This window comes from Sporolactobacillus sp. CQH2019, from assembly GCF_028765345.1.
Classification (GTDB): Bacteria; Bacillota; Bacilli; order Bacillales; family Sporolactobacillaceae; genus Sporolactobacillus.
The window spans coordinates 345888-368982 of the sequence record NZ_JARAJZ010000002.1 but is presented as its reverse complement, the minus strand read 5'-3'; the positions used below and the strand labels follow the sequence as shown (position 1 = coordinate 368982).

Genomic DNA, 23095 nt, shown 5'->3' with positions numbered 1-23095 from the left:
TTCAAATGGCAATGGAGCAGGAATCACTGCAGGAATATCTGGACAAGCAGCAGGGCGTCACACAGCCTGGATTCGTCGTCGACGATGACCGTAAAGCCGAATGGGCGCTTCGCAAACTGGCTGTCGTGAAGGCGCAGCAGGGCGCTGTGAAGACGGAAGCAGAGGAACAGATACAAGTCATTGAGCAGTGGGAAAACGAGCAGGTGGAACGGCTGAACAAGGATGTTGAATACTTCACGTCCATGCTTATCGGTTACGTCAAGACAAAGCGCGCTAATGATCCAAAATTCAAAACGTTGAAACTTCCACACGGAAAAATTGGTTTTCGGAAGCAGCAACCGAAATGGCAGTTTTCAGAGGATGCTATTGATCGGCTGAAACAAGCAGGATATACAGAATTGATTCGTATCAAAGAGGAACTTGATAAAGCTAAAATCAAGAAAAGATTTGCAATAGCAGGCGATGGAACGGGAATAGCAGTAGACAAAGATACCGGTGAAGTATTCCCATTCATTGTTGTCGAACAGCAAGAAGACAAACCGATTGTGGAGGCGAACTAAAATGGTTCCGGAAAGAGAATTAGCTCAAAATAACACATCGCTGTCGCTCATTGACGACATAGATGTTAGTTCTGTACAGAACACGCTCGGAAAAATTAGTAAGCTTCAGGCCGTCATTCACAGCACACTGAAGTCCGGCCATGACTTCGACGTCATCCCTGGTACAGGCAAGCCGACACTGTTAAAGCCGGGCGCTGAAAAAGTGCTCATGCTGTTTGGCCTGACAAGCCAGTATGAACTGGTCGAGAAGATCGAGGACTACGATAAAGGGTTATTCGCTTACACCTTTAAATGCTCTCTGCTAAAAAATGGTTGGAAGATCACGGAAGGCGTGGGAAGCTGTAACTCAAAAGAAGATAAGTACCGCTGGCGTCTTGTTAAGGAAGAAGATATTCCGGATGGTGTTGATAAATCGACATTACAGAAGCGCACGAACAAGTACGGCCAGACAAAATACCGCATTGAGAATGACGACACCTGCAGCATCGCCAACACGATCTTGAAAATGGCAAAGAAACGGGCTCAGATCGATGCGACGCTGACAGTCGCCAGCCTGTCGGAAATCTTTACCCAGGACGTGGAGGACATGGCTCAATTCCAGCAGGCCGAGCAGACCGAAACAATGACGGCTAAGGACGCAGGAAGTCTTGTAATCCGATTTGGCAAGTACAAAGGTGAGACACTCAGGGACATATTTAAAGAGAACCAGGGCTACCTGCAGTGGCTCAACAAACAGGATCGGACAGATCCAGCTATTAAAAAAGCAATTAGCCTGATGCTCGCCGCGGCTAAGGAGAAGGTTGAGGAAAAGAAAAAATCTGCTAAGGAAGCGGCCAGTAATCAACCCAAGGGCGATGAAAAGAAGTCAGAGAATCCGAAACCCGATGAATCCAATTGGCAAGGGAAGCCTGCTATCGAAGATCCATTCACAAGTGGACCGCTGGATAACCCGGATCTTCCATCAGATGATGAACTTCCGTTCTGAGGTGGACTGAATGGACTATCACATTATAATTCCCCCTTACATGTGGGGTGAGCCTAATTTTAAGCAGTATGTTACCTCGTATCTCCGGCGCAACTGGCCGGACATGAAACCGGTGCGGGTTGAAGTGAAAAACAGACAGATTGTTTGTGTGAAGAAGGATGAGTGTTTAAGGGGGTGAGGCCTTGAACTATATCAAATTGATTAATGCATTCTATGATCGGCTCGAAACAAGTCAGCTTAGCACATCAGCAATTGCTTTATGGCACGCCTTAGCGAGCGTAAACAATAAGGCTGGATGGCTTAGAGAATTTGCGGTAGCTGTATCGGTGTTATGCATTAAGACAGGCCTTTCCGAAAGAACGATATCGAACGCACGTAACGAGTTAAAGACAAAAGGATTCATTGATTTCAAATCGCGGAAGGGAAATAAGTCAGCTGTTTATCAATTATTTGATTTGTCGGCAATGATTGCCTACAAAGTTTCCGGGAAATCATTGCTGTCAGCAACAGATGCCGGCAATGCTTCCTATACGGTTTCCGACAATGCTTCCGACAACCTTTCCGACAATGCTTCCGCATTAGTTAGTCCTGAAACGAAACCAAACGAAACGAAACAACAAACTGCAGTTAGTCGGCAGCATTGGTTTGATGAATATTATCAGTGCTTCGGACAACAGCCCAGCCCGATACAGTGTGAGAAAATCATCGTCTATCTTGAACAGGACGGGATTAGCGATGAAGCCGTCTGCAAGGCGTTCAGAATAGCTGCAGAAGTTGGTAAGTCCTATGGATACGCTGCGGGGATATTAAACAATTGGGCTGCAAAGGGTATCAAGACTCTTGTCGATGTCAAGGCGGAACAGAAAAAGTACCAACAAACACGAAAACAAGCGACACAGAGCCGCACACAGACAGCAGCAACACGCCAAGAGGTTGTCCCCGCGTGGATGAAACAGGAACATCCGAAGAAGGAGCCGGAAGTTTCCCCGGAGGAAGCGGCGAAGCGTGCGGCCGAGCTTGAAAAATATTTTGAGAGTATCTAGGAGGGGCAATGAAAGCTATTGAACTGTTCGCCGGAATTGGCGGAATTAGCCTGGCAATGGAGTGGGCGGGCATTGAAACGATAGCATTCTGCGAACGCGATTCATATTGCCAGAAAGTGCTGAAAAAACATTGGCCGGACGTGCCGATATTCGACGATATATTTGATCTTAATAGACAAGCCCTAGAAGAAAGCGGGGTGATCGAGCGTGGAGGAACAGTTGACATTATTTCCGGCGGATTCCCTTGCCAGCCTTACAGTGTTGCCGGGCTCAAGCGAGGCACGGCAGATGACCGCGACCTCTGGCCGGAAATGTTTAGGATTATATCGGAAATCCGGCCCCGTTGGATTGCTGGCGAAAACGTTGCTAACTTCGCCAATATGGAGCTCGACAGAACGCTATCTGACTTGGATAGTGCAGGCTACGAATGCCAGTCATTTATTATACCGGCTGTGGCCATCGGAGCGCCACATAAAAGAGAGAGGACATTCATCGTTGCTAGCAACGCCGACAGCAAGCCAATCTTACAAAAAAATAAGAAAATTATCACCATCGGAAAAAAGAAGGACCATGGAATAGCACTTCCTGGCAGCTTGGGGGATTTATTCCCTCAATATATCGGAATGCACCCGAACCCGGAATTTGTCGAATGGATGATGGGATTTCCGCCAGAATGGACAAAAACAGATTAACTGCATTAGGCAACGCAGTGGTGCCGCAACAGATTTATCCGGTATTTCAGGCAATAGCAAGGATTGAGGAGGGATGAATTGTGACTCTTAAAAATCACGCACTCATGTGCGAAATCGGCGATTTGATCGAGCAACGCCGGGAAGCGCAGGAGCAGGGCAATTTAGAGGTGGTTGAACTCGTCGATCGGCTGATTGAAGAGAAGAGCCAACCACTCAGGGTCGAAGATCCGGCTCAGAGAGAACTGCGAGAACAGCCATTTTTGACGGAATCGATCATCTATGCACTGAATCACGGGTATTCTGTCTCACGCATCCACAATGAATTTCACGTGAGTGATCGGCGGATTAAGAAAACAATCGCACGGATGAAAGAGGGCGCAGCGGAATGAAGGGATTTATTGAAACTATTGATCAGGGCGATTATAGGCATTTGATTAATATCAACCGAATCGAGTCGGTATGTGAAGGCGACAGCGATGATAATGCGTGCATATTTGTTATAGGCAGTGATGGAAATACGCTTGATGCTCATGAATCCTATGACGATATTAAGAAAAAAATTGAGCAAGGTCAGTATGAAGATGATCCGCCAATCAACACGGAAGCCGTTGGATTTATGGCAGAGGAGGAAGAGGAAGATGAATAAGAAGCATAAGCCCAAGTACCCACATGGATACCCCACTTGCCCAGTCTGTGAAAACGAGGAACTTGAGCCAGGACAGAAGTTTTGCGATATATGCGGAAGCGAATTGGAATGGAAGGGAGCGAGAGCGATGAATCCACAAACTAAAGTTACCTTTAAACTGACTATCGGGTTTCCCGGAGCAGTGCAAACAGACACATTCTCTCTTCATGACCTCGGATATGATCCAGAAACTGACACAGATATTGACAAATTTTTGGAAGATCAGTGGAATGAGTGGAAGGATGAATTTGTCGATGGTGGATGGAACATCGAAGGGAGCAAGGGCGATGAATGAAGAGTATGTACTGAAAAAAGCAGTATCAAAGCAAGCACTTGAATTTCTGAACGATGACTGGAGAGACGACGAAACGATCCCAGAAGATCAGAGAAAGGAGCAATCCTTTTTTTCGGCGCTACTGCTTGATGAAGATGATTCTCGCTTAGATGATTGGGCGGATTGGATTGAGGCTCTAAAAAGTGGAAAAAAGATTGTTAATCCGAAAGACGGCGAACCGAATGATTGAATTCACGATCTTTGGCGAACCGGTTGCCCAGGGCCGGCCCCGCTTCGCCCGGCGTGGGAAGTTTACGCAGGCTTACGATCCCCCGGACAGCCGAGAGTACAAGAAATATGTGAAGTTACTGGCGGGTCAGAACCGGCCGCACACGCCGATCGAGGGCCCGGTGGAGCTGAAGCTATTGATCTATCGCCCGCTGCTAAAGTCGATGAGCAAAAAGAAAAAAGCTGCAGCTGTTGCCGGCACGCTCCGTCCAATCAAGAAACCGGACGTGGATAACGTGGCGAAAGGCATCATGGACGCGATGACCGGGATCATCTGGGCCGATGACAAGCAAGTCGTGAGCCTGCAGGTGTCAAAGTTCTATTCGGAACAGCCGCGGGTAGAAGTACAGGTCGTTGAGCTGGACGAGCTGGTGGCGACATGACGCGCCGCCGGTGGGTACTACTGAAGCGATATGAAGATAAGTGGCCGGTGTGGCGCTATGAACCGCTGCAGAGGCACGATCTCAAGGCAAGAATCAGGGACGGATGGAGGGAAATAAAGACATGGAAAAAATGAACAGAGTCAAAGTATTCATAAGAATCAAAGATTCAAGCATTGAATTTATTGACAGATCGAAGCCGGTGCGGGTTGAGGCCGAATATGTCGGGAGATATAAAAAAGCGATTGTATGCATCAGAGAAAATGACAAGAAAAATGGATATGTGTCCTTCGAAGTTTCGACTGGAAGGGTAATATCCCGAGATGACGATTTTGAAAGTCTCAAAAAGCGATCATTTGAGCTGATCGCGGAAAATTATTTGGAAATGGAACCAATGATTGATCAGATGGCGCCACTATATGGAATCGGCTGCTTCGTGTTTAACGACCATGAAATTCTTGGTAATGCATTACTTGAAAAGAAAACTTATGATCTGTGCCTCAGAAGAACAAACGGTAGATATAAGATTATTGCTGACAAGATATTGTCCTGAGTTCAATAATACTCGGATCGGAAAGGAGACGATAGCAAATGGAACCGAGCCGCGAATTCTTTTGCGCTGGATGTGGGCTGTTCTTTTGGCAAGACAATTGGAAAGACCATATCTGTCCGAATGAAAAATGTCCGACGCATAAAAATCCTGGTATTCCAATTTTTCCTGTAGATTCATTAGGGTTCTTTTATTTTGCAGACCAATTTGATGATTTTGTTAAACAAATGTCTTGGAGCTCTCCCAAATTTGCTCCGGACGAAGCCATAAAAATATATGAAGAACAAGGCGTAAATATTATTGATTAAATAAAAAAACTCGGATCCCTCCGAGATGTACCGATATGATCATTTTACCATACGGAGGGATTCCGATGCGATTAAAAGAGATGGAACTGAATATAGATGATCTTTCGGTTACTCAGAAAATGGAACGGGGTAAGGTCCTGATTGTGATTCTCGATGGTGTGCAAGGCAAAGCAAAAGTGACTCAAGCAGTCGAGCACGGGCAGACCATCATAGAGACGGCAAAAGGGAAAGTTGCTAAAATTAAATATGATGAAGGAGAATTATTTTAAATAGTGAATGTCCAAGATAGGAAAGCCTGAGGACACTGTTTGACGCATTGAGCGCCAGCGGTGTCCTCTTTATTTTTCCGGAGGTGGTCATCATGGAACCGAAAAAGAAAAAGAGAAAGCGAAATAAGCGGAAGCCCGAGCTGACGCATAGAGATATCGAAGTGCTGATGGGCATCCATCAAGACATTTATGAACGCCACAATCACGCACTGCGCAGAAAGGGGCGATAACATGGTTGCCGACCTATTGCCAATCACGGTTTATCAGGACTTGTGCAAGGAAATAGACGTCTTATATATGCGGATTCGCCAGCTTGAGAATGAGCGTAAATATTATGTGAAGATGTGCACACAGCATCGTGGCATGATCGGTGCGGCCAATTATGACGAAGAAAAGGTGAGCCATAATTTTACGTTGATGCCTTTCGATCGGGCCTATGAGCATATCTGCATAATCGACAATAAATTGCAGCCGTTGAAAAAGATCATGGCCGATAAGGAATATGTCAAAACGGAGATGGAGAAGAAGATCAGCAGTTTTGAAAGTGTAGATTACCTCGTAGCCTATTATAGAGTGCAAGGATGGTCATTGGTTGAAATCGCTGATAAATTGGGTTACAGCATAGGATATATTAGAAATATCAGTAGCAAAATTAAAAGCCAGAAATCATACATGAGACAATTCAGAATTAAGCATCGAAGGGATAAAAACATGTGACTTTCATGTGACTTTTTCCTTGTAAATCTGTGATATGATGATAACGTGGACGGTGGGCCGGATAGGAAACAGCCCCCAGCCAGAGTAGAAGACGATGACGCCCCGTTGGGGCTTTTATCTGATATATCATCGAGGAGATGAAATGAGCATGGATAAAGACGATTTTTTGAAAAATATTGCGCCTCTTCAAGATAAGATGCTAAAGGATTGGTTAGATCATAAACCTGGTGATGGTCCAAATGGTGAATGGACGCCTAAACAAATGTTAGCGATCCATGATGCCATGGAAAGACGCAATAGAAAAAACGGTATAAATAATAACTGATAATATCGCATCCCATTCGGGGTGCTTTTTTTACTGCTATAAAAGGAGCTGGGAATGATGTAAATGAACCTGACTGAAAAACAGAAGCGATTTGCAGATAAGTTCATCGAGACTGGAAATGCGACGCAGTCAGCGATTGACGCGGGGTACAGTAAGAGAACGGCACGATCAATCGGAGCCGAGAACCTGACAAAACCTGACATTAAGAAATACATTGATGATCGTCTTAAACTGCTTGATGAACAGTCAATTGCCAAGCAAAAAGAAATTCTTCAGATTTTGACACGGCTTGTTCGCCGTGAGGAGCCGGAAATAGTTACTTCGTTAGTCAGAAAGCCGACAAAAATTAAGATGACGGCGAAAGACGGAACGACCTATGATAAATTTGCATATGAGGATGTCATTGATTCGGCTGAAGTAAAAACAAAAAATAGTGATGTCACAAAGGCCGCAGAATTACTTCTGCGGATTTTTAATGCTGGAAATACATCTGAGTTAACCAATCAGCGTATCGAGCAAATGAAGGCAAATACGGAACTCACAAAGGCACGCACTGGCCTGATAAAAGGTGTTAAAGCCGATACATCATTACTTGATGCACTGGTTGATGCGTTACATGGTGGTGATGGATCCGGCAAAGGTGGTGGTTAAATGTCCCTTCAATTTTCGGAAAAGCAACTGAAGATAATCAGAGCGCCTTTCAATCATACCTTAGAGGTAAACGAAGGGACTCCGTAGCCCCGATCGGGCAAGACAACAGCCGGCCATTTTCGCTATGCTGAGTTCTTGACGATGACACCAGATAGCAATCATTTGGTCGTGGCATACAATCAAGAGCAGGCATTCCGTCTGTTTATTGATGGTGACGGTACCGGCCTGATGCACATCTTCAGCGGACTGTCTGAGATCCGTCATGATGAGCATGGCGATCACTTACTTGTGCGTATGCCATCCGGAGACAAGCGAGTCTATTACAAAGGCGGTGCCAAGGCAAACAGTCGGGGTGCTATTACTGGTATGTCGCTCGGGTCCGTTGTATTCTGCGAGATTAATCTGCTGCATATGGACATGATTCAAGAGTGCTTCAGGCGAACTTTTGCCGCAAAGATGCGCTACCATCTGGCTGATCTCAACCCGCCGGCGCCAAACGATCCGGTTATATCCGATGTATTCGACGTGCAGGACACGCGCTGGACGCATTGGGATATTAACGATAACCCGATCCTGACACCGGAACGTAAGAAAGAACTGCATGATACGCTGATTAAAAATCCATATCTCTATCATCGTGACTGGCTAGGTGAGCGTGTATTGCCTGAAGGCGTCATTTACGCGATGTTCGATATGCACGAGAATATCAAGGATGCCATCGTTGGCGAACCGATCGAAATGTTCTTTGCGGGTGACGCTGGGCAGGGTGATGCAACGACGTTGTCGTGCAACATTGTTACGCAAGTACCTGATGGGCAAGGTTTTAAAACCTATCTGAACCGTGTGGCAAACTATTATCATTCAGGCAATGAAACCGGCCAGGTTAAAGCAATGTCTGAATATGCCCGTGAGTTAAAGGTGTTCATAGACTGGTGCCGGAAGACATTCAATCTCTACTACAATCACGTACTGATTGACCCGGCAGCACGGTCCTTGCGGGAGGAATTGCGGCTCGTTGGCATTGATGCCGAGAAAGCCAATAATAATAGCAAGGACATCAAAGGATCGACAAAAGGCATTGAAGTCGGAATAGAACGGATGCAGTCGCTCATTGCAGAGCGGCGTTTTTTATTGGTCAATCCTCCGAATGGTAAATATGATCATTACCACTTTATCAAGGAGATTGGCCTGTATGTTCGTGATGACAATGGCAAGCCAGTAGATGCCAACAACCACGCCATGGACGAGGCACGCTATTCTGTTAATTATTTCTATCGTCACTATGTCGGTGTGTAGGAGGTGATGCGATGTTCTCAAAGATCTTTTCGGCAGTAAAGGGGTGGTTAGCAAAAATGGGACTGATTCAATCAATCAATAGTGTGACAGAATTCGCCGCCGTCATCGAAAGTCAGTGGATGTACAACCGTGTGCTCATCTGGCGCGCATTGTATCGCGGCTATTTAGGGAACGTCGACAGTGTACCGTTCCATGATGCCGAATTCGTCGATGTCACCGGCGAAAAGCATCATCGCCATCGGGCAACCCTCATGATGCCGAAGATTGCCTGTGAGAAAATGGCAAGCCTCGTCTTCAATGAGAAATGCAAGATCAATATCGGCGCGGTCAAGAGCGCCGGGGCAAACATGACGGACAGCAACACGGGCAATGATTCGTCAAATAGCACGGACATTGACACATTCAGCGACAATATATTCGGAGTGCTCAGCGACAATGAATTCTATAAACAGTTCCAGCGCTGGATTGAATACATGTTCGCACTTGGCGGCCTGGTTGCTAAACCCTATGTCGAAAACGGCAAGATTAAGATCACATGGGTGACGGCACAGAACTTCCTTCCGCTACAATCGACGAATGACAATATCCGGGCTGGCGTATTTCTAGATGAAACGCGACAAGGCAAGAAATATTATACTCATCTCGAATGGCACACGTGGGACAATACGGACACCTACCACATCATCAATGAATTGTACGTCAGCGACAGCCCGGACGATCTGGGCGTCAAGGTGTCATTAAACACGCTTCCGCAATATGGGAATATGGATAAGGACATCATTGTCAATGGGCTAACCCATCCGCTGTTTGTCTATTTTAAGCCGAACATCGCGAACAACTTTGAAACATTGTCGCCATTGGGGATTAGCCTATTTTCTAACTCACTGGATACGCTGAAATCGCTGGACATCGCTTTTGACAGTTTCCAGCGTGAGTTTGCACTGGGAAAGCGCCGGATCATTGTTCCTGCGTCCGCCATACGTGCGGTCTACGATAATAAAGATGGCTCGGTCCATCGCTACTTTGACACAAACGACGAGGTTTACCAGGCGATGCAGGCGGGCGAGATGGACACCGAGCAGATTAAGGATATGGCCGTTGCGCTTCGGGTGACGGACCATGTGGCCGCGATCAAGTCACTGCTGGACATGCTCGCTATGCAGATGGGATTCAGCAGCGGGACATTTACCTTCGATGGTCAGGCCGTCAGAACAGCGACTGAGGTAATCAGCGAGAATTCGGATACCTTCCGCACGAAGAACAGCCATGAGACGTTGATCGAGCACGGTATCAAAGAATTGGTCGATGTCATCGCACAACTCGCCGATCTGTACGGCATGTTCACAAACCCGGGCGCTGATAACTATGAAGTAACGGTTGACTTCGATGATAGTATCGCCGATGACCGTGTCCAGAACGCGAACTTTTATGTGACGATGAATGCCGCCGGCATGATTCCTAAACAGCTTGCCATCCAGCGGATCTTCGACATTACGGAGGATCAGGCGAAGCAGTGGATGGACATGTTGAAAGCGGAAGGCGCTCAGGTTAATGATCAATTAATGAACGGACTGGTCACAGGTGCCGAGCAGGGCGTCAAGAACGCAGATTATCAAGCGAGGGCGTGATTAGATGCTCACTCCGTTCCAATTGAATCAACTATCTCAGCCAGTCATTAATGTCTACTCGCAATTGGAAAACGACATTCTGACGGCCATTGCCGAACGTCTGAAAACAGATAAGGACATCACAAAGGATAACGCCCTCAAATGGCAGTTCGACAAGCTGGCACAGCTTAATGATCTGAACAAGGATGTCATCAAACTGATTGCCAACATGTCCGGCAAGTCCGAAAAAGAGATCAGCACATTAGTGCAGAGCAGCATGCAGCAGAGTGTTGATCCGATGGATAAATGGCTGCAGAAAGTAGCCGACACAGGAAAGATTGAAAAGGCCGTTCCGCTTAAACAGGATACGGCCGTTTTTAATACGCTCCGGATGTTTCAAAAGCAGGCAAAGGATAACCTGAACCTGATTAACTCAACCATTCTTGCCAACAGTGGTCAGGTCTATCGGGACATCCTCACACAGGCCACAGCAGCCGTGCTCAGCGGGTTTAAATCGCATCATCAGGCATTAGCTGATGCATCTTCTAAATGGGCACAGAAAGGCGTTCCGGCGCTCATAGATTCAGCCGGCCGGCAATGGTCGATCGAAGGATATGTTCCACTGGTGACGCGTACGGTCAGTAATAACGTCGCCAATCAGACGCAGTGGGACCGGATGGATAGTTACGGATTGGACCTGATCGAAGTTACGACCGTCGCAGGACCACGGCCCGGGTGTGCGCCCTATCAAGGGCACATATATAGCAAGAACGGACGGGATAAACGGTACCCACCACTCAGCAGTACGACATATGGACAACCGGCCGGCCTATTCGGATGCAATTGTCACCACACCAGTTATCCGTATATCCCGAATGTTTCGGTCAAACGATATGAACCGGTTCCGCTTGGTGAAGCCAACGCTATCTATGAACAGTCGCAGAAGCAGCGATATTTAGAGCGCCAGATCCGAAAGGCCAAAACAGAAAAGTCAATGATGGAATCACTGGGCAATGAGGAAGCCATTAAAAAAGCAAATCAAAAGATTCGGACACGGCAGCAGAATATGCGTGACTTCATCAGAACAACGAACCGGACACGGCGGTATGATCGTGAGCAAATACAAAACTGAGGCGATGATATGCCAGAAGTGATATTGACAGATAAGCAATTACAAGAGCGCTTAAAATATTGGCAGGAGCGTTTAAGGCTGAGAGATTGGGATATCGAAGCAGAAATTGTTCCATTATCAGCAATGGATGATCAAACGCACGGCGGAGAAAACACATATCTTTTGCAGTCCAAGGCATCGCGAATCAGCATTTTAAATCATGGTGACTATCAGAATATGAACTGCATCATTCCTCATGACATGGAAGAAACACTGGTTCATGAACTGCTTCATCTTCATTTCGCGCCGTTTGATAGTGAAAAAAACTATATGCCAATTGAGCAGGCAATTGAATCGTTGGCTAAAGCATTCGTAGAAACAGATCGTCAGAAAGTTTGACCTGGACAAGTCATTAAAAGGTCTATTTATTATGCCTACAAATTGAAAGGAGGATTCATATGTCCATCCCATACAGATTAAACCTGCAGTATTTCGCAGAAGGTGATCCAGCAGATCCACAGCCAACACCACCACAGGGAGGAGGTGATCCACAACCATCTAATCCAAATAAAGGAGGTTCAGATCCACAATCCAACAATCCGGATCCGCAGCCTTCCGCTGACGATATCAAAGCATCTATTCTAAAGGAATTGGGCGTTGATAATTTAGACGCCGCAAAGCAAAGCCTGACGGCCTTTAAAGAATATCAGGAGAGCCAGAAAACAGAATCGCAGAAGCTGCAAGATCAAGCGGCTGAACTGCAGAAACAACTCGATGCGGCTAATGCAGCGAAGACGCTTGCTGATGCGAAGATCGCGGCACTCGCCAAAGGCGTGCGTCCCGATGCCGTCGATGACGTAATCAAGATGGTAAGCGGTGCTAAGGACATTGGCAAAGCCGTTGATGAAGTGCTGAAAAAGTATCCTGTTTTTGGATCAGAAGGCCAGCAGACGCCGCCTGCCAGTCCCGGACATCCGCAATGGGGCCAGCAGAACTATAATCAAAAAACGCAGCAGACCGAAGTTAACAAGTTCATTGACGCATTCAAGAAGGTTGGAATGATTACTGAAGACAAGCAGAAATAAGGGAGTGATTAATCCATGGCAGTATTAAATTATGCTGAAATATTCAATCAGCAACTATTCCAAGCATTCTTCAAACCGCTGATGTTCAGCGCACTATGGGGTAGTGCTTCAAACAGCATGGTCAAGTTCCTCAATGCACACACCGTGCAGATTCCGCATATTGATACGGGCGGAGCAACCGATGTAAACCGTGATACAATCACCGGATTCACGCGTAATGTGGATAACAGCTATGAATCTAAGACACTGACGCACTATCGGGAATTCTCAACGCTGGTTGACCCTCAGGATGTCGACGAAACGAATGTGGCTGTATCGATCGCTAACATTCAGCAGGTATATAACAGAGAAAAGAAAGTGCCTGAACTCGATCGGTATATGATCTCTAAACTGTATTCAGAAAAAGTTGCGAAGGACGGCGCTGCTTCGATTGATACGACAAACGCGCCAACCACGGCGAATGTCCTTGATCTGTTCGACCAGTACATGATGGAAATGGACGACTCCGAATATCCGGATGATGGCCGGGTGCTTTATGTCACACCGGCAGTGCATAAGCTGATGAAAGGATCGGATCGTATTACCCGTTTTATCGATTCCGGTACTTATAACGGGCAATTAAACCGTGCGCCGCAGGCTTTGGATGGCGTGCCGATCATCGTTGTTCCATCGAGTCGTATGAAGACGCTCTACAACTTCACGAACGGGGCTGTAGCTGATCCAACAGCAGGGCAAATCAATATGCTGCTTTGCCATCCGGGGTGCGTGCTCTCACCAATGAAATATGAATTTGTCAATATGGAAGAACCATCGGCACATTCAAAAGGAAAGTTCCTGTATTATGAAAACTTCTACTGCGATGTGTTCCTATTTGATCGTCGCTCAGGTGCGGTCAAATTCAATGTCACACCAGCAGTCTAAAGGGGGTCATTTAATTGGCGACATTGATTTTTAAAAAGAATAACAGAGTCATTAACGCCCCGGATACTTCTGAGGCGTTTTATCTTAATGAAGGATATGATGAAGTCGAATTGGATCCGCAGAAAAAGCAATACACAGTGGTCAAGGCTGCGCCGCAGAAGACAGTGCCATATGCCGACTATGAAAAACTGCAGGAAGAACTGGCCGCGGTGAAGGCGGCAACGGATCAACCGGCAGGCGACAAAGCAGCACAATCAGCAAAGAAGTGATGATCCATGAAATGGATCAGCCAAGACTTTTATGATAATCAATATGGCGGCACGCCGATTCAATCGGATAAGTTCAACATGATCGCTAATGCGGCCGAGCGAACAATCGATCAGATCACGCATTTCAATCTGTCTAAGCTGGACTTTAGCACGTTGCCTGCTTTTATTCAAAACCAGGTATTGATGGCGATCAGCGCACAGATGGAATATTTCTACGAGATCGGCAGCCATACAGAGGCCGGCATGCAGACGGTTCAGTCGGCGTCGATCGGCGGGTTCCACTATCAGAATGCGCCTATGGTTAATACGACAACCAATCTGATGCGGTCGGACGTCGCAATCAACTATCTGGCGCCTACTGGCCTCATGTATGCCGGCGTGGAAGTCAAGAACCCCGGATTCGACAGCCGATATGGTTATTTCGGCGGCTGGATTAACGATTGAGGTGATTCCATGTTTATTAAACCGATACCGCCGATCATGTTGCCGAACACGGTCCAGTATGTTCCGCTTATCAGTAATGATCGTTATGGGAATACATGGGACGACAGCCATCCAGTCACGATCACTCATGTGCGCGTGGATGATGTCTCTCAGATACGGTTCAGCAATCGGTCTGAGACGATTGACTTCACGTCGATGCTTTATATCGATACCTACACGTCTAATCAAGTCGTCAACGGCGTTGAGCAGGATCTGGCGATTGTTCCGAAGGAAAAGGATCATATTATCTTCAACGGCCTGACCTATCAAATCGACAAAGTGATCGTTCTTCAAACGGAACGCGGCGTGCATCATTATGAATGTCAGCTAAACAGGGTGTGATAAGATGGGAATTCATGTGAATGTCAATCTTGGGGATATTGCCGGTAAGGTAAATAAGGCGAAGAAATTCGCTCAGGTTGCGCTGGATGAACAAGTGCTGAAGGATTCGAACAGGTTCATCCCATTCGATACTGGCAACCTGCGTGATTCATCCATCCGAGCAAGCCAACCGGGAACCGGAAAAGTTGTTTGGGATACGCCCTATGCGCGCCGGCTTTATTATAATCCACAATACAACTTTTCAAAGGACCAGAACACGCTTGCCCGTGGCCGGTGGTTTGATGCGGCAAAGGCACAGTGTGGTGCGCAATGGGTAGACACTGCTCAAAATGGGGTGAATGAATACTTTGCTAACCACTGAATTAGATTTTCAGGATCGCATGATCGACGCGCTCGAAGCGAATTGCGATCTATTTGCCCAGATCAGTGTGCCGATCATCCCGGCGAATTCCGACGGCACACCGGCGAACGGCATCGCCTTTATGCTGACGCCGATCGGGCAGGCGACCTGTAATTATGACGGCCAGTGGGATAAGCAGTATGCCTTTCAGATCACGGTGCGGCATACGGATCAACTGACAGCCGTTAATACCTTGCAGGCGATTAGTCGATATGTGGATGGTCTGGATAATGATAGTATCCAGAGCCAAAACGGTTCTTTTTATTTTATCAATGGTCAGGTGACGAGCCTGCCTAATTTTCTGATGAAGGATGATCACGGCGTTGTCTATGTGGCCTCTTATTCAGCGGAATTGCTATTAAACGAATAAAGGAGTGAGAAAATGGTCCAATTCAACCTGAACTATAAAAACAGATATGAAATTGATAAGAATGGCGGAATGGATCCGTCAGATGTTTCTAGCGCTCAGTGGTTGCGGCTGGCTACTGGCATTCAGACAATCACACCGGCGCCAGGTGATACGACAGACAACACGCCATATTATGACGGCGGAGGTTTTGCGCAGACAGACCGGACGGGGATGAACTTTTCCCTGGCTTTTGCCGGAAACCGTGTCGAAGGTGACCCGGCTCAGGACTTTGTAGAGAGTAAACAGTTTGCACTCGGCGATGCTGCAAAAACATTGCTTCGCTGGACAAAGACAAATGGTGTGATTATCATCGCTCAAGTTTCGCTGACCGCAATCATCACGGCAGGCGGTGCGGCAAACGCGAAACAGACATTCAGCTTCACATTGAACTTTAACGGTGCACCTACTACGACATCGGGCCTGACGGCTCCGACGGGATTAGCCGGGACGCCGACGGCGAATAGTGTTGCTTTGACATGGGGTGCTATAGCCGGTGCGACGATGTACCACGTCTATCGCAGCGGCATTCTGATTGCTTCTCCGTCGACTAACTCGTTCACGGACACCGGCCTTCAGGCATCGACGGCTTATATCTATCAGGTTTCTGCGGTCGATGAAACAGGATTTGAATCTCTGCCAACTGCTCCGCTTAACGAGACGACAACGGCATGATCCATGGGGCTTTGGCCCCATTTTTTACATAACCGAAAGGGATGATTAAAATGATAGAAATCGGAATTGAAGAAAATAAAAACATAGAAGAAGTCAAGTTTGGCGGGACGTTGTATCAAATTGATTTTTCAGACGACAAGCAGAAGGAATATGCCGCATCATTTGAAAATATCGGGAAACGGTTTGAAGCGGTCGCGAAAGAATATGACACTCTTTCCGCTAATGAAAAGGCGACCGGTGATCAACTGGCGAAGAAGAGTATTGAATTGATCGAAGTTCAACGAGATGGCAGCATTGAATTTCTGGATCTCATTTTTGGACAAGGTGAGGGCCAGAAACTCTATGAAAAATGTGGGAGATCCACTGAATATCTCCGCGATAAAGTCGAAGAGCTGGCCACGGCGATTAACCTGAAACGCGAAGAGGAGCGGAAACAGCGGTTCAGGGATCTCAAGTCAAAATTTGTGCATCACAACAAGAAAAATAGATGATGTCTTATGCTGAGTTTAAAACAGCCTCTTGACGATAAGATCAGAATCAATGGGCAGGAATATGATCTCGATCTTAGTTTTGATAATGTCCTTCGATGGTATGACCTGATGGACGACAAAAAGATTGATGATATGTTAAAAATCATGCTGGCTTTCGAAATGTTTGTCCCAGACTGTGAGGCAGACAGCCCCACGATGGTTCAAACGGTCAATGCAATTGTCAAAGAATATATCACGGCTAAGCCCGATGACGGTCAAGAGACATCCAATCAAACACAATATTATGATTTTAACAAGGACGCGGAATATATTTTCGCGTCCTTTCTTCAGGAATACGGAATTGATCTCTTGGATCAACAGGGCATTATGCAATGGGAAAAATTTATCGCGCTTTTTAATGGATTACGATCCGACACGAAGTTTATGAAAATTGTCGGAATTCGTTCCGCAGAACTGCCGACCGGAAATAGCGAATATGAAATAGCTGAGCGTAAACGCATGGTTGAACTGAAAAATATCTATACACTTGATCCCGAGCAAAGCCGGCAGGAGCAAGAAGCGCGGATGGACAAGATGTTCGATAACTTAGTCAATATGGCGAAGAAAGGAGGAACATTGTCATGAGTGATGGCAAGGTCATTATTGATGTGACGCTGGATGATAGGACAATTTCTTCGGATGCCTCTAAGATTAACACAATACTGAAATCAGTGGGCAAAGATGCCGGTTCAGAGATGGATAAGCAATTTTCTAAGAATGCAAGTAATATGTCCAAAGTGGCCGATGAAACAGCAAAGAAAATATCTTCTTCATTTTCTGGGGCATTTCAGGATAAAAATGGCCGATGGCATGCTGCCGAAGGACAATTTTTGAATTTGAATAAGATAGCAAAAGATTACGGAATAACCGTTTCAGATCTGAAAACGGTGCTGAGTAGTACAGCCAATTCGGCTGAAAGCAGTGCGAAAAAGATCGGCAATGCCGCCAAAAATGCCCATGATGAAGCTAAAAAAGCGGTTAAGGATCCGATTACTCAGACTGTTAAAGCCAAGGATGAAGCGTCCGCTCAACTACGTGGCGTCCGTCTGGCCGCTCAGAAGACCAGTGATGCCTACAGCCACATGAAGGGCGTATTTGCGGGAACAATCGTCGCTGCAGGAGTGACAAGCGCCATCTCGACACTGAAGAATGGCTTTGTCAGTATGATTCAGACAGGCATTCAATATAATGCCGTCCAGGACAAGATGAATGCCGTGTGGGAAACGCTGACCGGGAATGCTGCTAAGGGCCAGAAAATGGTCCAATCGATCAATAGCATGTCAACGGCTTTCGGCCAGAGCGTTGATATTGTCAATGAACTGGATCAGCAGTTTTATCATGTCTTTGATAATCAGCCACGGACCGAAAAGCTGACCAAAGCCGTCCTGACGCTTGCCGATACGTTGGGCATGTCAAGCGCTGATGTGCAACGGCTAGGGCTGAACTTTACGCATATGCTATCCAGTGGCCGGATGCAGCTGGGCGATTTCAATATGATCACGGATCAATTGCCGATGTATGGTGAGAAGTTGCTGCAATATGAGCAAAAGATCCAGAAAAACGCACATCTGACCATGGCCCAACTTCGAAGTGAAATGAGCGCCGGAAAAATATCTTCTCAAGATGCCGAAGCCGTTATGGAGCAGTTAGGCGTTAAATATCAGAGCGCGACCGAGAACATGATGGGTACGACAACCGGCCTATGGCGAGCCATTCAGGCAAACTGGGGCCGTCTGGCCGGCCAATTCGTGAAACCGATCTTCGATCTGAAAAAATCAGGATTTAAGGATCTGGAAGATTGGCTCGCGTCGCGCGCTGCCGATCAATATTTCAATCATCTTGGGCAAGTCGTAGCCGGATTCGTTAGCAAAGTGACCGACCTTGTCAAATTCCTCACGGATCACCGCAATGCAGTCATCGATTTTGGTAAGGCATTCGGTGGCATGGTGGCAGCGATCATGGTACTCAAAACAGTCGCCGGGATTATGTCTGCCTTTGATACGGTCATGGGCGGCCTGAAACGGCTGCGGTCGGAGTTTTCCTTAACGGCGGCCAGTGCCGGAGACTTAGCAGGGGCCGAACAAGCAGCGGCGAGTGCCGGCGAAGGGATTGGCGGGGCCGTCCCGACGAAAGGCGCGAAGGGAACCGGCGGCGCATTGGCAGCAGGGGAAACAGTCGTTGCCGATGCAAGTAAGGGGAGTAAATGGCTGTCACGCCTTGGCTCATTTACGAAGATGGCCGGGTCAACCATTGCCATTATGGATGTTCTCAGTTCGTTTACTAATCTGTTCGGCATGACGCAGAAGACGATCGGTTCCCATGTCGGAGCAGCGGCCGGTTCGCTCGGCGGGACATGGGGCGGTGCTGCAGGTGGCGCGGCGATTGGAACCATGATCGCCCCCGGTGTCGGTACGGCCATTGGTGCCGGCGTGGGTGCAGCTGCCGGATCCTATGCCGGGCAGGAATTTGGGAAGGCGTTCGGCGGCTACATTCAGAAAAACGCTTCAAACCTTGGAAAGCCACTGATTAATACATCAATCAACTGGGGGAAAAGCATTGGCAAAAGCACGCAGTCGGCACTCAATCAATATGTGAAACTGTCAGATACGGCGCAGAAGCAGCTGGAAAACTTGGTTGTTAGCGGGCAGAAAGTATCTAAGCAAAACGTCGGGACGCTGGTTAAGCCTTACCAACAGATGGCAAGTCAGATTGTTAGCAATTTTAACAAGACAAAGTCCGGCGCGGCTAATGCGCTTGCCGGACTGAGGAAAACGAATAAAACTGAATATGATCAGATTCTGAAAGAAACGACCAAAAGCACGAATGACAAAGAAAAGGCTGTCAACGGTATCGAGAAACAGATTGAAAAAATCTATAATAATGCGGCAAAACAGCACCGATCTTTAACTGCAAACGAGCAATCGCAGATCAACAAGTTGCAGGATAAGATGAATAAATATGCTGTCCAGTCCATGACGAGCAGTGCCAATCAGCAGACGATCATACTCGGAAAACTGCGAGACCACGCAAGCAGCCTTTCGGCGCAGCAGGCCGCGGCGATTGTCAAGAATGCGAAAAAGCAGGAACAAGGCGCTATATCATCCGCTGATAATGAATATAAGCAAGTCGTCAAGCGAGCCAATCAGAAGTTTAATGGCGTCAAATCATGGGCTGATCAACAGTATTATGTCAATCATTCTATTTCAAAAAAGCAATATGAAGATATTGTAAATAATGCGACTCATGAACGCGACGGTGTGATTAGTCGCGCAAAACAGCAACATGATCAATCCGTTGATAAAGCTAAAGATATGTTTAACATGACAGTATCTTACGCAAAGCGTCAAGCGAAGGGTCATGTCGATCAAGTCAATTGGGAAACTGGAAATGTCCTTTCTCCATGGAGCCGAATGGTGAATAAAATTAAAGGATGGTGGCAAAGCATCGTTGGTTTCTTCACCGGCAAGGGAGATATTGCGACGAAAGGTTATGCCTATGGAACCGGCGGGCACCCCGGCGGCCCTGCGCTTGTTGGTGACGGTACCGGAAGTAATGCAGGCCCTGAGGCGATCATTGAACCTAATGGTCGCCTTTCTTTTTCGCCCGCACATCCGACATTAGTTAACCTACCCCGCGGCACATCGGTTATTTCAGCGGCAGCTACCAGGCGGCTGTTTGGCGAAGTCCCGCATTATGCCGACGGGATATTATCCAATGCTTTTAACTGGCTGATGAAGGGGCCAAAATATTTGGTCACAAAATCATTTGAAACCTTGGGGCTGAATAATCAGGCAGCTTCCATTCCTGGCCAGTTTTCTAAACCTGCAGGAGACATGATCCGTCAAACAACCTCTCTCGCAATCAACTGGGCTAAGTCGCAAGCAAATGACTGGATCGGCGGCCTATTGGCCCTGCCAAGCCATGTTTCCGGAACATTGAAAAATTGGATTGCTCAGGCGATCTCTATCGCACATATTCCGTTTTCGTGGGCGTCGGGCTTGGCGTCTATCGCGATGCATGAATCCGGAGGCAATCCGAACGCCGTAAACCGGTGGGACATCAACGCGAAAAATGGTCACCCGTCCATGGGCCTCATGCAGATGATTGGATCAACCTTTCTTGCGAATGCCATGCCGGGATTCGGCAATATATTAAACCCGGTGGACAGCATCATCTCGTCCTACAATTACATTCGCAAGCGTTACGGAAATATCCTAAACGTGCCGGGCATTCAAGCCATGGCACACGGCGGGGGATATGTCGGCTATGCAAATGGAACGGATGATTCCGTTCCCGGGCAGGTAGTTGTTGCGGAGAATGAGCCGGAAGTCATTACAACGAAAGACGGCCGGATCATGTTGGCTAATCGTCCGACTAGTTTTGATGATTTCATGTCCGGAAGCCGCGTTACTCCGCTGTCAAAGATTCCGCGGTATGCAAGCGGATTGATCAGTGCCAATCTTCCGAAGATCAATGTCCCTATTTTTTCCATGGCCGGAGGATCGGGAATGGGTGGGAATGGCCGTGTCAATGTTAAAGTGGAACCCATGCCGGTTACCATCAATTCTATTCTCGATGGCAAGATTATTACTCAAACAGTCACTAAGATACAAAACAAGCAAAAGATTGATCAAAGTAAGGCTTGGGGGATTATATTATGACAGCACTTCCAAGTAACGAATTCGGTTTTTCCTTAAACGGCGACCATTCTCGTAATTATAATATCCGGATCATTGATATCACCCGTAATATTTTTGCAGAACCAACCGAAAACGAGCAGACCATACCGGGAAGGAAAGGAACCGTCTATTTCGGCACATCCATCGGGCACCGGATCATACTGGTAGACATTAAGATCGTTGCGTCCTCAAATGAAGAGCGAAATACATTGGCACATAATATTGCAAACTGGCTGATGGACACAGCCGATCAGGACGATGAATTGATCTTCGATGATGAAGCAGATAAGGATTATTATGGTCATTTTGCTACGGATTCTCAGATCACCCGATCACTCTATAGTGGAGCGGCGACCTTGGAATTTCACTGCTCCGATCCATTTTCTTATAAGGAGCAGGTCGATACCGGTATCTACACTTCCTCGCCTGTCGCGCTTCCTGTGTCCGGACAGGTGCCGACCAAACCGATTATTAATGTCAAGGTCAATGCTGACATCACGAGTCTCGCTTTGACTAATTCCAAAAATGATTATCTGTTTCTCGGTAGTACAATCGATCCGGATCAAGGGCAGGCACCCGCAAATAAGACGCCGGCCGTGTTCGGCGATCCGATGACTGATTCGTCTATTTGGGCGGCCAACACAGACGAGAACTACATCAACGGAACGGTTGCCGGACAGTTTCAAGTCAGCGCACAGGCATTCTTGACACAGTCGGCGGACTACGGAACTGGATCCGCTTGGCATGGTCCGAGTCTGAAGCGGTTTTTATCAGGCTCTCAGCAATTGCAGGACTTTCGCATGGACGCGGTCGTATGGTTTGATTCGCAAAATTACAAGAGCATGGGTGTCTGCCGAATCTATCTGATTGACGCAAATAATAATTCGATCGGGTATATTTGCCTGAAAGACAACGACGCTGTGAATCCCTTCACCATTTTTCAGGCTAAGGCAGGCACGGAAGATAAGGGGCATGATATCTGCTATACCGGTCAGCAGGATTGGATGATCAAGAAAAACGAAACGTTAAAAAAGAAAGTAAATGGCCGATGGATATCATATACAGCTCCCGTAAATGTTGCATCAACAAATATATTCAATGGATTTTACGGCATTTTGTCTATCCAGCGAATCGGGAATGTTTGGACCGCAACAATTACCAAGTGGGACAACAAAAATAATCCGCAATGGAAATATACGTATACCTGGACAGATGCATCGAATCAATTTACCGGCAAGCTGGCCGGCGTTGCGATTTATAACGCGGCGTATGGAACGGCTGCAGTCATGGATCATAATCAGCAGGCCGATATTAAGGTCTATCAGATTATCGACGGCGGCAAGCCCGGGGCAACCGAGATACCGGTGATCGCTACAGCCGGCGACGAGATTATGGTTGATTGCGAGGCACACAAAGTTTTAAAAAATGGCGAGTTGTTTATGACCCCGCTATTGATCGGAAGTACCTTTTTTGACATTCAGGCTGGCACCGAAGTCATCGGCTACGCGCCGGCGGATAAAGTCGACATTGCTCTATCCTATCGGCCGAAGTACATGTAAAGGAG

At 47.1% G+C, this 23095-nt stretch carries 31 protein-coding genes and 1 pseudogene; all 32 read left to right on the top strand.

Annotated elements, in window-relative coordinates:
• The first annotated feature begins 5 nt into the window (after positions 1-5).
• The 32 genes and pseudogenes from OYT88_RS04725 to OYT88_RS04570 all read left to right on the top strand — a co-directional run bounded on the left by OYT88_RS04725 (position 6) and on the right by OYT88_RS04570 (position 23090).
• A complete protein-coding gene (locus OYT88_RS04725) occupies positions 6-560 on the top strand; it encodes a host-nuclease inhibitor Gam family protein (protein ID WP_274398246.1) in 555 nt (184 codons plus the stop codon).
• A gap of 1 nt (position 561) precedes the next feature.
• Positions 562-1545, top strand: coding sequence for an exodeoxyribonuclease X C-terminal domain-containing protein (locus OYT88_RS04720; RefSeq protein WP_274398245.1), 984 nt, complete (start codon positions 562-564; stop codon positions 1543-1545).
• 182 nt (positions 1546-1727) lie between these two features.
• Complete coding sequence (locus tag OYT88_RS04715; RefSeq protein WP_274398244.1) at positions 1728-2588, top strand: DnaD domain protein; 861 nt, start codon at positions 1728-1730, stop codon at positions 2586-2588.
• An 8-nt stretch (positions 2589-2596) separates the two neighbouring features.
• Complete coding sequence (dcm, locus tag OYT88_RS04710) at positions 2597-3280, top strand: DNA cytosine methyltransferase (RefSeq protein WP_274398243.1); 684 nt, start codon at positions 2597-2599, stop codon at positions 3278-3280.
• Positions 3281-3360: 80 nt separating this feature from the next.
• Positions 3361-3669 carry a hypothetical protein gene (locus tag OYT88_RS04705; RefSeq protein ID WP_274398242.1) on the top strand — a complete coding sequence of 103 codons (309 nt, stop codon included), beginning with the start codon at positions 3361-3363 and terminating at the stop codon, positions 3667-3669.
• The gene (locus OYT88_RS04700; RefSeq protein ID WP_274398241.1) at positions 3666-3926 is read left to right on the top strand and encodes a hypothetical protein; all 261 of its coding nucleotides are present in this window, start codon (positions 3666-3668) and stop codon (positions 3924-3926) included. Before OYT88_RS04705 ends, OYT88_RS04700 begins: the two co-directional genes overlap by 4 nt.
• A complete protein-coding gene (locus tag OYT88_RS04695; protein ID WP_274398240.1) occupies positions 3919-4260 on the top strand; it encodes a DUF7167 family protein in 342 nt (113 codons plus the stop codon). The genes OYT88_RS04700 and OYT88_RS04695 overlap by 8 nt, the downstream gene beginning before the upstream one ends.
• The gene (locus tag OYT88_RS04690) at positions 4253-4489 is read left to right on the top strand and encodes a hypothetical protein (protein WP_274398239.1); all 237 of its coding nucleotides are present in this window, start codon (positions 4253-4255) and stop codon (positions 4487-4489) included. Before OYT88_RS04695 ends, OYT88_RS04690 begins: the two co-directional genes overlap by 8 nt.
• Positions 4482-4910 (top strand): RusA family crossover junction endodeoxyribonuclease, encoded by a 429-nt coding sequence (locus OYT88_RS04685; protein WP_274398238.1) that lies wholly within the window; start codon positions 4482-4484, stop codon positions 4908-4910. The genes OYT88_RS04690 and OYT88_RS04685 overlap by 8 nt, the downstream gene beginning before the upstream one ends.
• A 121-nt stretch (positions 4911-5031) precedes the next feature.
• Positions 5032-5460, top strand: coding sequence for a hypothetical protein (locus OYT88_RS04680; protein WP_274398237.1), 429 nt, complete (start codon positions 5032-5034; stop codon positions 5458-5460).
• A gap of 38 nt (positions 5461-5498) precedes the next feature.
• Positions 5499-5765 (top strand): hypothetical protein, encoded by a 267-nt coding sequence (locus OYT88_RS04675; RefSeq protein ID WP_274398236.1) that lies wholly within the window; start codon positions 5499-5501, stop codon positions 5763-5765.
• Between the two features lie 65 nt (positions 5766-5830).
• A complete protein-coding gene (locus OYT88_RS04670) occupies positions 5831-6034 on the top strand; it encodes an XtrA/YqaO family protein (protein WP_274398235.1) in 204 nt (67 codons plus the stop codon).
• A gap of 92 nt (positions 6035-6126) precedes the next feature.
• Complete coding sequence (locus tag OYT88_RS04665) at positions 6127-6264, top strand: hypothetical protein (protein ID WP_274398234.1); 138 nt, start codon at positions 6127-6129, stop codon at positions 6262-6264.
• 1 nt (position 6265) lies between these two features.
• On the top strand, positions 6266-6751 hold the full coding sequence (locus OYT88_RS04660; RefSeq protein WP_274398233.1) for a hypothetical protein: 486 nt from the start codon (positions 6266-6268) through the stop codon (positions 6749-6751).
• A gap of 148 nt (positions 6752-6899) precedes the next feature.
• Positions 6900-7076 carry a hypothetical protein gene (locus OYT88_RS04655; protein ID WP_274398232.1) on the top strand — a complete coding sequence of 59 codons (177 nt, stop codon included), beginning with the start codon at positions 6900-6902 and terminating at the stop codon, positions 7074-7076.
• Between the two features lie 63 nt (positions 7077-7139).
• On the top strand, positions 7140-7727 hold the full coding sequence (locus OYT88_RS04650; RefSeq protein WP_274398231.1) for a terminase small subunit: 588 nt from the start codon (positions 7140-7142) through the stop codon (positions 7725-7727).
• A pseudogene (locus tag OYT88_RS04645) lies at positions 7728-9023 on the top strand (PBSX family phage terminase large subunit).
• A gap of 11 nt (positions 9024-9034) precedes the next feature.
• Positions 9035-10651, top strand: a complete 1617-nt coding sequence (locus OYT88_RS04640; protein ID WP_274398230.1) for a phage portal protein — start codon at positions 9035-9037, stop codon at positions 10649-10651.
• A 4-nt stretch (positions 10652-10655) separates the two neighbouring features.
• A complete protein-coding gene (locus OYT88_RS04635) occupies positions 10656-11762 on the top strand; it encodes a phage minor capsid protein (protein WP_274398229.1) in 1107 nt (368 codons plus the stop codon).
• A 9-nt stretch (positions 11763-11771) separates the two neighbouring features.
• Positions 11772-12140 (top strand): hypothetical protein, encoded by a 369-nt coding sequence (locus OYT88_RS04630; RefSeq protein ID WP_274398228.1) that lies wholly within the window; start codon positions 11772-11774, stop codon positions 12138-12140.
• Positions 12141-12199: 59 nt separating this feature from the next.
• Complete coding sequence (locus tag OYT88_RS04625; protein ID WP_274398227.1) at positions 12200-12826, top strand: hypothetical protein; 627 nt, start codon at positions 12200-12202, stop codon at positions 12824-12826.
• A gap of 15 nt (positions 12827-12841) precedes the next feature.
• Positions 12842-13747 carry a capsid protein gene (locus tag OYT88_RS04620; RefSeq protein WP_274398226.1) on the top strand — a complete coding sequence of 302 codons (906 nt, stop codon included), beginning with the start codon at positions 12842-12844 and terminating at the stop codon, positions 13745-13747.
• Between the two features lie 14 nt (positions 13748-13761).
• Positions 13762-14016 (top strand): hypothetical protein, encoded by a 255-nt coding sequence (locus OYT88_RS04615; protein WP_274398225.1) that lies wholly within the window; start codon positions 13762-13764, stop codon positions 14014-14016.
• Positions 14017-14022: 6 nt separating this feature from the next.
• The gene (locus OYT88_RS04610) at positions 14023-14460 is read left to right on the top strand and encodes a head-tail connector protein (RefSeq protein WP_274398224.1); all 438 of its coding nucleotides are present in this window, start codon (positions 14023-14025) and stop codon (positions 14458-14460) included.
• 9 nt (positions 14461-14469) lie between these two features.
• Positions 14470-14841, top strand: a complete 372-nt coding sequence (locus OYT88_RS04605; RefSeq protein ID WP_274398223.1) for a putative minor capsid protein — start codon at positions 14470-14472, stop codon at positions 14839-14841.
• Between the two features lie 4 nt (positions 14842-14845).
• Positions 14846-15202, top strand: coding sequence for a minor capsid protein (locus tag OYT88_RS04600; protein ID WP_274398222.1), 357 nt, complete (start codon positions 14846-14848; stop codon positions 15200-15202).
• Entirely contained in the window at positions 15189-15611 is a 423-nt protein-coding gene (locus OYT88_RS04595) for a phage tail terminator protein (RefSeq protein ID WP_274398221.1), read from the top strand. Before OYT88_RS04600 ends, OYT88_RS04595 begins: the two co-directional genes overlap by 14 nt.
• Before the next feature lie 12 nt (positions 15612-15623).
• A complete protein-coding gene (locus tag OYT88_RS04590) occupies positions 15624-16322 on the top strand; it encodes a phage tail tube protein (protein WP_274398220.1) in 699 nt (232 codons plus the stop codon).
• Between the two features lie 50 nt (positions 16323-16372).
• A complete protein-coding gene (locus OYT88_RS04585; RefSeq protein ID WP_274398219.1) occupies positions 16373-16813 on the top strand; it encodes a hypothetical protein in 441 nt (146 codons plus the stop codon).
• Positions 16814-16819: 6 nt separating this feature from the next.
• The gene (locus OYT88_RS04580) at positions 16820-17437 is read left to right on the top strand and encodes a Gp15 family bacteriophage protein (protein ID WP_274398218.1); all 618 of its coding nucleotides are present in this window, start codon (positions 16820-16822) and stop codon (positions 17435-17437) included.
• Positions 17434-21513 (top strand): tape measure protein, encoded by a 4080-nt coding sequence (locus OYT88_RS04575; protein WP_274398217.1) that lies wholly within the window; start codon positions 17434-17436, stop codon positions 21511-21513. Before OYT88_RS04580 ends, OYT88_RS04575 begins: the two co-directional genes overlap by 4 nt.
• Entirely contained in the window at positions 21510-23090 is a 1581-nt protein-coding gene (locus tag OYT88_RS04570; protein ID WP_274398216.1) for a distal tail protein Dit, read from the top strand. The genes OYT88_RS04575 and OYT88_RS04570 overlap by 4 nt, the downstream gene beginning before the upstream one ends.
• The last annotated feature ends 5 nt before the right edge of the window (positions 23091-23095 follow it).

What these genes read in the sequence shown, in the direction of transcription:
- OYT88_RS04725 (WP_274398246.1), top strand. Translation starts at nt 6, where the DNA reads ATGGCAATGGAGCAGGAATCACTGCAGGAATATCTGGACAAGCAGCAG.
- OYT88_RS04720 (WP_274398245.1), top strand. Translation starts at nt 562, where the DNA reads ATGGTTCCGGAAAGAGAATTAGCTCAAAATAACACATCGCTGTCGCTC.
- dcm (WP_274398243.1), top strand. Translation starts at nt 2,597, where the DNA reads ATGAAAGCTATTGAACTGTTCGCCGGAATTGGCGGAATTAGCCTGGCA.
- OYT88_RS04700 (WP_274398241.1), top strand. Translation starts at nt 3,666, where the DNA reads ATGAAGGGATTTATTGAAACTATTGATCAGGGCGATTATAGGCATTTG.
- OYT88_RS04695 (WP_274398240.1), top strand. Translation starts at nt 3,919, where the DNA reads ATGAATAAGAAGCATAAGCCCAAGTACCCACATGGATACCCCACTTGC.
- OYT88_RS04690 (WP_274398239.1), top strand. Translation starts at nt 4,253, where the DNA reads ATGAATGAAGAGTATGTACTGAAAAAAGCAGTATCAAAGCAAGCACTT.
- OYT88_RS04685 (WP_274398238.1), top strand. Translation starts at nt 4,482, where the DNA reads ATGATTGAATTCACGATCTTTGGCGAACCGGTTGCCCAGGGCCGGCCC.
- OYT88_RS04680 (WP_274398237.1), top strand. Translation starts at nt 5,032, where the DNA reads ATGGAAAAAATGAACAGAGTCAAAGTATTCATAAGAATCAAAGATTCA.
- OYT88_RS04675 (WP_274398236.1), top strand. Translation starts at nt 5,499, where the DNA reads ATGGAACCGAGCCGCGAATTCTTTTGCGCTGGATGTGGGCTGTTCTTT.
- OYT88_RS04670 (WP_274398235.1), top strand. Translation starts at nt 5,831, where the DNA reads ATGCGATTAAAAGAGATGGAACTGAATATAGATGATCTTTCGGTTACT.
- OYT88_RS04665 (WP_274398234.1), top strand. Translation starts at nt 6,127, where the DNA reads ATGGAACCGAAAAAGAAAAAGAGAAAGCGAAATAAGCGGAAGCCCGAG.
- OYT88_RS04660 (WP_274398233.1), top strand. Translation starts at nt 6,266, where the DNA reads ATGGTTGCCGACCTATTGCCAATCACGGTTTATCAGGACTTGTGCAAG.
- OYT88_RS04655 (WP_274398232.1), top strand. Translation starts at nt 6,900, where the DNA reads ATGGATAAAGACGATTTTTTGAAAAATATTGCGCCTCTTCAAGATAAG.
- OYT88_RS04650 (WP_274398231.1), top strand. Translation starts at nt 7,140, where the DNA reads ATGAACCTGACTGAAAAACAGAAGCGATTTGCAGATAAGTTCATCGAG.
- OYT88_RS04640 (WP_274398230.1), top strand. Translation starts at nt 9,035, where the DNA reads ATGTTCTCAAAGATCTTTTCGGCAGTAAAGGGGTGGTTAGCAAAAATG.
- OYT88_RS04635 (WP_274398229.1), top strand. Translation starts at nt 10,656, where the DNA reads ATGCTCACTCCGTTCCAATTGAATCAACTATCTCAGCCAGTCATTAAT.
- OYT88_RS04630 (WP_274398228.1), top strand. Translation starts at nt 11,772, where the DNA reads ATGCCAGAAGTGATATTGACAGATAAGCAATTACAAGAGCGCTTAAAA.
- OYT88_RS04625 (WP_274398227.1), top strand. Translation starts at nt 12,200, where the DNA reads ATGTCCATCCCATACAGATTAAACCTGCAGTATTTCGCAGAAGGTGAT.
- OYT88_RS04620 (WP_274398226.1), top strand. Translation starts at nt 12,842, where the DNA reads ATGGCAGTATTAAATTATGCTGAAATATTCAATCAGCAACTATTCCAA.
- OYT88_RS04610 (WP_274398224.1), top strand. Translation starts at nt 14,023, where the DNA reads ATGAAATGGATCAGCCAAGACTTTTATGATAATCAATATGGCGGCACG.
- OYT88_RS04605 (WP_274398223.1), top strand. Translation starts at nt 14,470, where the DNA reads ATGTTTATTAAACCGATACCGCCGATCATGTTGCCGAACACGGTCCAG.
- OYT88_RS04600 (WP_274398222.1), top strand. Translation starts at nt 14,846, where the DNA reads ATGGGAATTCATGTGAATGTCAATCTTGGGGATATTGCCGGTAAGGTA.
- OYT88_RS04590 (WP_274398220.1), top strand. Translation starts at nt 15,624, where the DNA reads ATGGTCCAATTCAACCTGAACTATAAAAACAGATATGAAATTGATAAG.
- OYT88_RS04585 (WP_274398219.1), top strand. Translation starts at nt 16,373, where the DNA reads ATGATAGAAATCGGAATTGAAGAAAATAAAAACATAGAAGAAGTCAAG.
- OYT88_RS04580 (WP_274398218.1), top strand. Translation starts at nt 16,820, where the DNA reads ATGCTGAGTTTAAAACAGCCTCTTGACGATAAGATCAGAATCAATGGG.
- OYT88_RS04575 (WP_274398217.1), top strand. Translation starts at nt 17,434, where the DNA reads ATGAGTGATGGCAAGGTCATTATTGATGTGACGCTGGATGATAGGACA.
- OYT88_RS04570 (WP_274398216.1), top strand. Translation starts at nt 21,510, where the DNA reads ATGACAGCACTTCCAAGTAACGAATTCGGTTTTTCCTTAAACGGCGAC.